This is a genomic window from Pseudoduganella flava, assembly GCF_007830495.1.
Taxonomy (GTDB): domain Bacteria; phylum Pseudomonadota; class Gammaproteobacteria; order Burkholderiales; family Burkholderiaceae_D; genus Rugamonas; species Rugamonas flava.
The window spans coordinates 1-9,392 of sequence record NZ_VLKW01000026.1 but is presented as its reverse complement, the minus strand read 5'-3'; the positions used below and the strand labels follow the sequence as shown (position 1 = coordinate 9,392).

Below are 9,392 nucleotides of genomic sequence, written 5' to 3'. Positions count from 1 at the left end.
CAATCAGCCGATACCGGTGCAGTGGGCGATCTTTTCCATCGGTATTGCCCCCTATCGAGTACCTTCCAGATGACCAAGTGCGGAAGGTGAGCAAGCTAGGCTACATCTCGTACCGCAATCAATCCTACTTCGTCGGGGAAGGCTTGTATGCCGAACTGGTGGCGATCCGCCCAACCGGTACCGACGGCGTCCTGGAGGTCTATTTCTGCAAGCACAAAGTCCGGCAGATAGACCTCCAGAATCCATCGTAAGATACGGCTTCAATGTGTAACCCATGTCTCCCGACATGTGTTACCTATGTCCCCCGACCATACACCCGACGGGTCTGACCCCAGCTTTATGCCGTTGGGTTAAGCATGCGCAATGGCTCGCGTGCCTTCACCCCTCGCCCGGCTCCGCCGGTGGCGCCTCGTCGCCGTTCTGCGCAGCCTGCGCCTTCTGCTGCCGCTTGACCATCGTGATGACGGTGTTGCGGATCGTTTTCAGGACCGTGTCGGCGTTGAACGGCTTGACGATGAAGCCGTTGATGCCCATCGCGTGCGCGGTCTGGATCGTGTTGGCGTCGAATTCGCTCGACATCATGAAGATCAGCGCCTTCGGCCATTGCTTGCGCATCGCCGTCATGCCCGGGATGTCCTGCTCGACCTGGTCGCGGGCGATACAGATGATCTGCGGGTTGAACTTGATCAGCAGCGCGGAACCGGCCGCGCAGGTGTGGGCCTGGCCGACGACGTCGTAGCCGCCGTCCGTCAGCACCGTGTTGAGGAGGCCGCGCGCCACTGCGCTGCCATCGATGATCACTGCCTTCAGCATCGTTGTTCTTTCGTTGTTATCGCGGCCATCCTCACGCCTGCCACGCCAGCATGTTCCAGCTGACGCCGACCTGGACGTCCGTCTTCAGTTGCACGAGCTGACGGGAAAGATACAGCATCTCCCGTTCTTTTCGTAGTGCCTCGCCCACCGCATCCTTCAGGATGCCGGCGCCGGCCATGATCGCATCGATCGTGCCGTAGGTACGCAGCAGCTTCGCCGCCGTTTTCAGCCCCACCTTCGAAACACCGGGGATGCTGTCGGTCGCGTCGCCCATCAGCGCCAGCAGGTCCGGCAGCTGGGCGGGCGGCACGCCCCACTTGTTCTCCACCCACGCATGGTCGTGCCACTCGCTCTTGAAGTGGTCCCACACGCGGGCGCCGTGCGCGATCAGGCAGTGCAAGTCCTTGTCCGTCGTCGCCACGACCGCTTCGCCGCGCTCCTGGCCCAGCCAGCGCATCACGACGGTGCCGATCACGTCGTCCGCCTCCACTTCCGGCAGCGACACGGGCCGCAGCCCGAACGTCTCAAGCTTCGCATAAAAGCCTGGCAGCGCGGCGCGCAGCGGGGCCGGCATCGGCGCCCGGCCTTCCCGGTAGCCGCCGTACAGCGCATGCCGCCACGTCACGCCGCCATAGTCGAACGCCGGCAGCACGTGCGTCGGCTCGTGGCCGTTGATCAGCGTGCGGAAGGAGTTCAGCGCGTGGCGAAGCGCGATCTCGGCCTTCAGGTCCGAGTCGGGCTCCGGGCTGGCCTCGTACACGCGCCGCACGATGTTCAGGCCGTCGATGGCAAGCAAGCGTCCCATGGAATGCAGATGAGCGGGATGAAAAAATCGTGGGCGACATTCTACCGCATGCGCCCGGCCTGCCCTCAGCGCAGCAGCTCGTAGGGCCCGCCCTGCTCGAGCGCGCGCTGGTAGGCCGGCCGCGCGTGGATGCGCTGGAGGAAGGCCGTCAGCCGTGGATACGCGGCCGTATCGAGCCCGGCGCGTGCCCCCGCCGCCTCGAGCGGGAAGCTCATCTGGATGTCCGCCGCCGAGAACTCTTCGCCGGCGAACCACGTGTGCTTGCCCAGTTCCGCCTCCAGGTAATCGAGGTGCTGGCGCAGTTGCGGGCCGATGTAGTTGGCCTTGACCTTTTGCGCGATGCCGCGGGCGATCGGCCGCACGAAGAACGGCGCCGGCGCCGTCTCGACGCGGTCGAAGATCAGCTTCATCAGCAACGGCGGCATCATCGAGCCTTCCGCGTAATGCAGGAAATACGTCCAGCGGCGCTTCTCGGGCGTGCCGGCCGGTGGGCGCAGTACACCTTGGTCGTACTTGTCGACCAGGTATTCGATGATCGCGCCCGACTCGGCCACGGTGCAGTCGCCGTCGACGATTACCGGCGACTTGCCCAGCGGGTGCACGGCGCGCAGCTCGGGCGGCGCCAGCATCGTCTGCGCATTGCGCTGGTAACGCACGACTTCGTACGGCAGGCCCAGCTCCTCAAGCAGCCACAGCACGCGCTGCGAGCGGGAATTGTTCAGGTGGTGGACGGTGATCATCGGCGGTCTTGGTAGCAGGAAAGCCGCCAGCTTAGCATTTCCCGCCCCGTTCGGTGCTCATCGAAACCACACAATGAACACGAATGATAACGATTCTCGTTTACATATTGACTTGCAATCGGTACCATTGCCCGTCTTTACAAAAACTAACAAGAGAGTACCGATGGCACACATCAAAAGCCGCAAGCATTCCGTCCTGCCCGTCAGCACCGTGCTGGCCTCGCTGCTGCTGCCCGCCGCCGCCCACGCGGCCGGCCAGCAGGCGGAAGCAAAAATGACCGAGGTCGTCGTCGATGCGGCGAAGGAGAACGACTTCAAGGCCGAGCGCGCAGGCTCGCCGAAATACACCGAGCTGCTGGTGAACACGCCGCAGACGATCACCGTGATCAAGAAGGAGCTGTTCCAGCAGCAGAACGCGACGACGCTGACCGAAGCGCTGCGCAACAGCCCCGGCGTGGGCACGTTCTTCCTCGGAGAGAACGGCAACACGAACACGGGCGACGCGATCTTCCTGCGCGGTTTCGATACGTCGTCCAGCATCTTCGTCGATGGCGTGCGCGACATCGGCTCGATCTCGCGTGATGTCTTCAACATCGAGCAGATCGACGTGCTGAAAGGCCCGGCCGGTACCGACACGGGCCGCGGCTCGCCGACCGGCTCCGTCAACCTGAATTCGAAGCAGGCCAACCTGGAGAACGCGATCTCCGCGTCCGTCACGGGCGGCAGCGGCAGCCAGAAGCGCGCCACGGCCGACGTGAACCGCGTGCTCGATGCGCAAAGCGGCACCGCCTTCCGCCTGAACGTGATGGCGCAGGATTCCGGCAACCCGGCACGCGACGTGGTCAAGAACAAGCGCTGGGGCGTCGCACCGACGGTGGCGTTCGGCCTGGGCGGCAAGACCCGCGCCCACCTGTCGTACCTGCACATCAAGCAGGACAACCTGCCCGATGGCGGCGTGCCGACGATCGGCCTGCCCGGCTACACGACCCCGGACAGCACCCGCCCCTACATCAGCAACGCGCCGATGGTCGACCCGCGCGGCTACTACGGCCACGTGTCCGACCACGACAACGTGACGGCCGACATGGCGACCGTCCGCATCGAACACGACTTCTCGCCTACCCTGCGGCTGCAGAACATCTCCCGCTACGGCAAGACGAAGCAGGACTACCTGCTGACCGCGTTCATGGGATCGAGCGCCAACCTGACGACGCAGACATTCGGCGCGAAGGCGAACGATCCCGCCACCTGGCTGATCAACCGCACGCTGCGCACGTTCAAGGATGCCGAAAACCGTATCCTCGCCAACCAGACGGTCGTGACGTGGGATGTGACGACGGGTGCGCTGAAGCACACCGTGGTCGGCGGCCTCGAATTCCTGAACGAGAAGCAGACGTCGTATGGCCGCGCCGGCGGCGGCGTGCTGCTGGCGACGCCGCTGTACTTCCCGGCGCCGGACAGTTCGATCAATGGCCTGAACACCTACCGCACCGGAGCCGGCTCGCAAGGCACCACCGACACCCAGGCGCTGTACGTGTTCGACACCGTGAAGATCGGCGAACAGTGGATGGTCAACGCCGGCGTGCGGATGGACCACTACGACACCGACTACATCTCGACCGCGCTGGCGACGGGCGGCGGGCTGACGGCGACTACGCTGAGCTCGAACGATACGCTGACGACGGGCAAGCTCTCCGTGCTGTACAAGCCGACCGCGAACAGCAGCGTCTACGCGACGGTGGCGAACTCGAAGCAGCCGCCGGGCGGCGCGAACTTCAGCCTGTCCACCTCCGCCAGCAGCGCGGCCAACCCGAACATGGACCCGCAGGAGACCACGACGAAGGAAATCGGCACCAAGTGGGACCTGCTGGACCAGAAGCTGGCACTGACCGCCGCGGTGTACCGTACCGACGTCAAGAACGAAGTGGAGTTCGACGCGTCGAGCAACCAGTACTTCCAGAACGGTAAGAAGCGCGTCGAGGGCATCGAACTGGCGGTGCAGGGCGAAATCCTGCCGGGCTGGCTGGTCAGCGCGGGCTATACGCACATGAAGACCAGCGTGGAGGTGGGCCGCACGGTGACCGCGAGCGGCGAGAACCACCTGAACTACACGCCGAAGGACGCATTCACGAGCTGGACCAGCTACAAATTCCCGTTCGGCCTGGAGCTCGGCGGCGGCGTGCGCTACACCGGCAAGCTGCTGCGCGGCACCGACGGCGCCGTCGGCACGCCGGCCTACGCGGACAGCTACTGGGTAGCCGACCTGATGGCCGCGTACCAGATCACGAAGCATATCGATCTGCGCCTGAACGTCTACAACATCACCGACGAACAATACGTCGCGTCGATCAACAAGAGCGGCTACCGCTACACGCCGGGCGCCCCGCGCTCGGCGAGCCTGACGGCGAACTTCCGCTTCTGATCGCACCTTTCCCGCATTACCTTCAGACTTTGCGCCACCTTCGGGTGGCGTTTTTTTTGCCCGCTGTGACTATTGGCGAGATTTCAACGCCCCGCGCGCTTTTACAATCGCTTTCCTCACCGCGAGGAACAGCATGCGCCGTTTTCCGCCGTCACCTGTCCTGCCGTCTTCGGCCACCATGTCCGCCGCGCGCCACGCCGCTGGAGTACCGCCATGAACAAGTACCGCAACCGCGCCATCCTGTACCTGGCCGAAGTGACGTTCGGCGCCGTGCTCGTGCTGCTGCCGCTGCGCCACGACCTGCCCGTGCTGACGACGGTCGGCCTGTTCCTGCACGTGACGACGAGCCTCGGCGCCTTGCCGTTCAACCTGCGCCTGAACGCGATCGGCGCGGGCTCGGGCACCTTGTTCGGTATGCGCGAACACGTGTTCTTCACAGTGGTGATCGCGGCCGGGCTGGCGCTGATGGGGGCGTGGGCGCTGACCCAGTCGATGCCCGCCTACCTGGCTGGAGTTTTCGTGGCTGCGAGCGGCGTCGAGGCGCTGGTTACCCGCGCCGAGCTGGAATGATGCAGTGGGTTTGATGCAGCAAGCAGAAACAGCAAGGCCCGCATGTGCGGGCCTTGTCTTCAGCGCTGCACGTGCAGCGTGATCACGCGCCGGGCCGGCCCCGTGTCCTTGGGCGCATCGGGCGCCGGCGTGGTGTCGCACGAACCGCAGCTGCCGCAGCCGTCGCCGCAGCTCGACTGCGTCTTGAACAGCTTGGCCAGCTTGTTCTGGTCGAAGCCCTTGCGTGCCAGCGCGAAGACGATGCGCTGGCGCAGCGTGGCCGGCAGGTAGCGCCGGCACACGTGCAGCGCCGCGGCCACGACGATGAATGCAACGATGAGCTCTTGCCAGAAGACTTGCGTCATGGGACCTCCTCACGCCCCCAGCAGGCGGGCGATGTGATACGTCAGGAACGAAGCCGTGTAGGCCAGCGTGAACATGTAGCCCGCCATCAGCAGCGCATAGCGGGTGTGGCCCGTCTCGCGGCGCACCACGGACAGCGTGGCGATGCACTGCGGCGCGAACACGTACCATGCCAGCAGCGACAGCGCGGTGGCCATCGACCACGTGCTGGCGATCATCGGCGCCAGTGCCGATGCGACGTCGTCGCCGGACTGCGCCAGCGCGTACACGGTGCCGAGCGCGCCGACGGCCACTTCGCGGGCCGCGAGGCCGGGCACCAGCGCGATGCAGATCTGCCAGTTGAAGCCGATCGGTGCGAACACGAATTCCAGGCCGCGGCCGATCATGCCGGCGAAGCTGTACCAGATAGGCGGGTGCGTCGCCCCTTCCGGCGCGCCGGGGAAGCTCGACAGCGCCCACAGGATCACCATCAGCGACAGGATCAACGTGCCTACGCGCGTCAGGAAGATCTTGGCGCGCTCCCACAGGCCGATGGCAAGGTTGCGCAGGTTCGGCCAGTGGTAGCTGGGCAGCTCCAGCATCAGCGGCTGCTTGCGCTTGCCGCCCAGCGAGCGTTTCATGAACCAGGCCACGCCCATCGCCGAGAAGATGCCGGCGAAGTACAGCGTGAACAACACCAGGCCCTGCAGGTTGAACAGGCCCCACACCTGGCGGTCCGGAATGAAGGCGGCGATCACCAGCGCATACACGGGCAGGCGCGCGGAACACGTCATCAGCGGCGCGATCATGATCGTCACCAGGCGGTCGCGCGGGTTCTGGATCGTGCGCGCCGCCATCACGCCGGGAATCGCGCAGGCGAACGACGACAGCAGCGGGATGAACGCGCGGCCGGACAAGCCCACGCCGCCCATCAGGCGATCGAGCAGGAACGCGGCCCGCGGCAGGTAGCCGCAATCCTCCAGCACGAGGATGAAGAAGAACAGGATCAGGATCTGCGGCAGGAACACGAGCACGCCCCCGACACCGGCGATGATGCCCTCCACCAGCAGGCTGCGCAGCACGCCATCGGCCATGTGCTCCTTGACGATCCCGCCGAACGCGCCGACGGCGCCCTCGATCATGTCCATCGGTGCCTCGGCCCAGCTGAACACGGCCTGGAAGATCAGGAACATCAGCACCGCGAGGATCGCGGGGCCCACCACCGGGTGCAGCACGACGCTGTCGATCTTTTCGCTGCGCGTGTCCGTGGCGTGCATGTTCTTGGCCACCACGGCCAGGATGCGGCGCACTTCGCGCTGGGTGTCCTCGACCGATACGGCGTCGATCGCGGCCAGCGGCCGCGCGGCGGCCGGCGCCAGCGGCCCCAGCTCGTCCAGCGCGCGCAGCAGCGACTTCTCGCCGCCGCCCTGCACGGCCACCGTCTCGACGACGGTCATGCGCAGTTCCTGCGCCAGCTTGTCCGCATCGATCTCGATGCCGCGCTTCTTCGCCACGTCCACCATGTTCAGGCACAGGATCATCGGCAGGCCGAGGCGCTGCACTTCCAGCACGAGGCGCAGGTTCAGGCGCAGATTGGTGGCGTCGACGACGCAGACGACGAGGTCCGGTGCGCCTTCGCCCGCGCGCAGGCCGGCGACGACGTCGCGCGTGATTTCTTCATCGGGCGTGTGGGCACTCAAGCTGTAGGCGCCCGGCAGGTCCAGCACGCGGAACTGGTTGCCCGCGGGTGAAACGAACTGGCCTTCCTTGCGCTCGATCGTCACGCCGGCGTAGTTGGCAACCTTCTGGCGGGCGCCCGTCAGGCGGTTGAACAGGGCCGTCTTGCCGCAGTTTGGATTACCCAGCAAGGCGATCATCGGCGCCCGGCCGACGGCCTGCGCCACTTTCTCCGTCACGCCCATGCTGTTATTCCGGTTGGACCGAGATCAGCGCGGCTTCGAAGCGGCGCAGTGCGAACGTCGAGTTGCCGACGCGGATCGCCAGCGGCTCGCCGCCGGGCATGCCGCGCTTGAGCATGCGGATCTTCTCGCCCGGCACGAAGCCCAGCTCCATCAGGCGGCGGGCCAGGTCGGCACCGTCTTCCGTATCCTGCGCATTTCCGGGCGCAATATGAACCACCGTGCCGCTTTTCCCGGCTGCCAACGCGTCGAGATGGATCAGGGAGGGAGCGAGTGTCATGGCAGTTCTCTGAGGAAAATCAATCTGGTCATTATAAAGGCAATGCGAATGGTTTGTATTTGCAGGTGGCGCTTGCATTGTACGCTCTTCTGCGGCAGAATAGGAACCGTAATGATAATGATTCTCATTAAGAAAGTCTTAAGATTGCCAGAGCGCTAAGGCTCAGTGCGAAGACTTCCGATGAGTGAACTCCCTAGCCAGAAGGTGTTTCAATGATCGTCTGCGTTTGCAACAACATCTCCGATCGAGAAATCCGTCAAGCCATCGACCTGGGTATCAGCACCATGGACGGGCTGCGCGAAGCACTGGGTGTTGCCACGTGCTGCGGCAATTGCCTGAGCTATGCCGTTGAAGTGCTGAGCGAACACGTGGCGGCGCCGATCCAGGAAACCGTGCTGAAGCGCCCAACCCTCACCACCTGAGGATACTCATGCATACCCTGCCCGGCCTTGATCGGCCTGGCTTGCCGCGCCTCTGGCTCGATCGTCTGAGCCTGCCGCGACCTGCCTCCACCGGCTCCTCCGCTTCCCACGCCGCACCTGCCGCGGCACCGCAAGATTTCACGTTTGGCAGCAGCCGCAACAAGACGGGCAAGATCGCCGTCATCGTCGCCCTGCACGTCGTGGCGGCCTGGGGCTTCTCGAACAGCATGGTGCGCAACACCGTCCAGCGCCTGCCGCAAGTGGTCGACGTGACGTTCGTCGCGCCCGTCGAACCGCCGCCTCCGCCCAGCACGCCGAAGACGGTCGAGGTGGCGCTGAAGGCGCCGACCATGGTCATGCCGCAGATCCCGCAGTTGCCGATCGTTATCGAGAACACGATCACGGTGCCGCCGGCCCCACCGAAGTCCGTCGAATCGGCCCCCGTCGTCGCCAGCGCCCCGGCCGCGCCGGCACCGGCCGCCGCGCCGCCGGCGCCGAGCACGCCGCGGCTTGTCAGCGGTGTCGAATACATCCGCGCGCCGCAACCCGTGTACCCGTCGATCGCGCGCCGCATGGGCGAAACAGGCGTCGTCACGCTGCGCGTGCTCGTCAGCGAGAAAGGCACGCCGGAGCAGGCGACCGTGCAGCAATCTTCCGGTTCGCAGACCCTGGACGAAGCGGGCCGCCAGGCGGCGATGCGCAGCCTGTTCAAGCCCTACATGGAAGACGGCAAGCCCGTTGCCGTGTATGTGCTGGTGCCGATCAACTTCCGGCTGTCGTAAAAAAAAAACCGGTGTCTGATGAACTGACCCCATAAAGCTGGACGGTTAAGTTAGCTAGGCGGCCAAGGGCTGGGTCCTGTAGTGCACAGGACTCAGCCCTTTTAGTTTGAGCTTGATGCGCTCATGGTTGTAGTAGTGGATGTAGTCGACCAGGCCGGCGCGTAACGTGTCGACACTATCAAACTTGTTCAGGTAGAAGAACTCCGACTTGAGCACGCCGAAGAAGCTTTCCATCGCTGCATTGTCATGGCAGTTGCCCTTGCGAGACATGCTCTGCACAAGTTGCCGCTCCCGAAGCTGGCGTTGGTAAGCAGGCAT

11 protein-coding genes and 1 pseudogene are annotated in these 9,392 nt (G+C 64.8%); 5 read left to right on the top strand and 7 right to left on the bottom strand.

What is annotated here, in order from left to right; all coding sequences use genetic code 11:
* A pseudogene (locus tag IP92_RS30350) lies at nt 1-251 on the top strand (IS481 family transposase); the annotation flags it as partial.
* A gap of 127 nt (nt 252-378) precedes the next feature.
* Here the strand turns inward: IP92_RS30350 and IP92_RS29715 are convergent.
* From IP92_RS29715 to IP92_RS29705, 3 genes are all read right to left on the bottom strand, one after another.
* On the bottom strand, nt 379-813 hold the full coding sequence (locus IP92_RS29715) for a response regulator (protein WP_145882336.1): 435 nt from the start codon (nt 811-813) through the stop codon (nt 379-381).
* A gap of 31 nt (nt 814-844) precedes the next feature.
* Nucleotides 845-1,618 carry a 5'-3' exonuclease gene (locus tag IP92_RS29710; RefSeq protein WP_145882334.1) on the bottom strand — a complete coding sequence of 258 codons (774 nt, stop codon included), beginning with the start codon at nt 1,616-1,618 and terminating at the stop codon, nt 845-847.
* Nucleotides 1,619-1,683: 65 nt separating this feature from the next.
* Nucleotides 1,684-2,358 (bottom strand): glutathione S-transferase family protein, encoded by a 675-nt coding sequence (locus tag IP92_RS29705; protein WP_145882332.1) that lies wholly within the window; start codon nt 2,356-2,358, stop codon nt 1,684-1,686.
* A 163-nt stretch (nt 2,359-2,521) separates the two neighbouring features.
* Between IP92_RS29705 and IP92_RS29700 the strand changes: the two genes are divergently transcribed.
* Together IP92_RS29700 and IP92_RS29695 are read left to right on the top strand one after the other, a co-directional pair.
* Complete coding sequence (locus IP92_RS29700; protein ID WP_145882330.1) at nt 2,522-4,780, top strand: catecholate siderophore receptor Fiu; 2,259 nt, start codon at nt 2,522-2,524, stop codon at nt 4,778-4,780.
* Between the two features lie 213 nt (nt 4,781-4,993).
* The gene (locus IP92_RS29695) at nt 4,994-5,350 is read left to right on the top strand and encodes a hypothetical protein (protein ID WP_145882328.1); all 357 of its coding nucleotides are present in this window, start codon (nt 4,994-4,996) and stop codon (nt 5,348-5,350) included.
* A 59-nt stretch (nt 5,351-5,409) separates the two neighbouring features.
* Here IP92_RS29695 and IP92_RS29690 read toward each other — a convergent pair whose 3' ends face one another.
* Genes IP92_RS29690 through IP92_RS29680 form a run of 3 tightly spaced genes read right to left on the bottom strand, consistent with a single transcriptional unit; the run spans nt 5,410 to nt 7,870 of the window.
* Complete coding sequence (locus tag IP92_RS29690) at nt 5,410-5,694, bottom strand: DUF6587 family protein (protein ID WP_145882326.1); 285 nt, start codon at nt 5,692-5,694, stop codon at nt 5,410-5,412.
* Between the two features lie 9 nt (nt 5,695-5,703).
* The gene (gene feoB / locus IP92_RS29685; RefSeq protein ID WP_145882324.1) at nt 5,704-7,593 is read right to left on the bottom strand and encodes a ferrous iron transporter B; all 1,890 of its coding nucleotides are present in this window, start codon (nt 7,591-7,593) and stop codon (nt 5,704-5,706) included.
* Between the two features lie 4 nt (nt 7,594-7,597).
* A complete protein-coding gene (locus tag IP92_RS29680) occupies nt 7,598-7,870 on the bottom strand; it encodes a FeoA family protein (protein ID WP_145882322.1) in 273 nt (90 codons plus the stop codon).
* A 212-nt stretch (nt 7,871-8,082) separates the two neighbouring features.
* Here IP92_RS29680 and IP92_RS29675 point away from each other — a divergent pair, with 212 nt between their 5' ends.
* Both IP92_RS29675 and IP92_RS29670 read left to right on the top strand, forming a co-directional pair.
* On the top strand, nt 8,083-8,292 hold the full coding sequence (locus IP92_RS29675) for a (2Fe-2S)-binding protein (RefSeq protein WP_145882320.1): 210 nt from the start codon (nt 8,083-8,085) through the stop codon (nt 8,290-8,292).
* A gap of 8 nt (nt 8,293-8,300) precedes the next feature.
* Complete coding sequence (locus IP92_RS29670) at nt 8,301-9,074, top strand: energy transducer TonB (protein WP_229419042.1); 774 nt, start codon at nt 8,301-8,303, stop codon at nt 9,072-9,074.
* A gap of 54 nt (nt 9,075-9,128) precedes the next feature.
* Here IP92_RS29670 and IP92_RS29665 read toward each other — a convergent pair.
* On the bottom strand, nt 9,129-9,392 hold a 264-nt coding region (locus IP92_RS29665), incomplete at its 5' end, for an IS3 family transposase (RefSeq protein WP_145882318.1).

Coding starts and splice junctions, on each gene's coding strand:
- IP92_RS29715 (WP_145882336.1), bottom strand. CDS start 813: ATGCTGAAGGCAGTGATCATCGATGGCAGCGCAGTGGCGCGCGGCCTC.
- IP92_RS29710 (WP_145882334.1), bottom strand. CDS start 1,618: ATGGGACGCTTGCTTGCCATCGACGGCCTGAACATCGTGCGGCGCGTG.
- IP92_RS29705 (WP_145882332.1), bottom strand. CDS start 2,358: ATGATCACCGTCCACCACCTGAACAATTCCCGCTCGCAGCGCGTGCTG.
- IP92_RS29700 (WP_145882330.1), top strand. CDS start 2,522: ATGGCACACATCAAAAGCCGCAAGCATTCCGTCCTGCCCGTCAGCACC.
- IP92_RS29695 (WP_145882328.1), top strand. CDS start 4,994: ATGAACAAGTACCGCAACCGCGCCATCCTGTACCTGGCCGAAGTGACG.
- IP92_RS29690 (WP_145882326.1), bottom strand. CDS start 5,694: ATGACGCAAGTCTTCTGGCAAGAGCTCATCGTTGCATTCATCGTCGTG.
- feoB (WP_145882324.1), bottom strand. CDS start 7,593: ATGGGCGTGACGGAGAAAGTGGCGCAGGCCGTCGGCCGGGCGCCGATG.
- IP92_RS29680 (WP_145882322.1), bottom strand. CDS start 7,870: ATGACACTCGCTCCCTCCCTGATCCATCTCGACGCGTTGGCAGCCGGG.
- IP92_RS29675 (WP_145882320.1), top strand. CDS start 8,083: ATGATCGTCTGCGTTTGCAACAACATCTCCGATCGAGAAATCCGTCAA.
- IP92_RS29670 (WP_229419042.1), top strand. CDS start 8,301: ATGCATACCCTGCCCGGCCTTGATCGGCCTGGCTTGCCGCGCCTCTGG.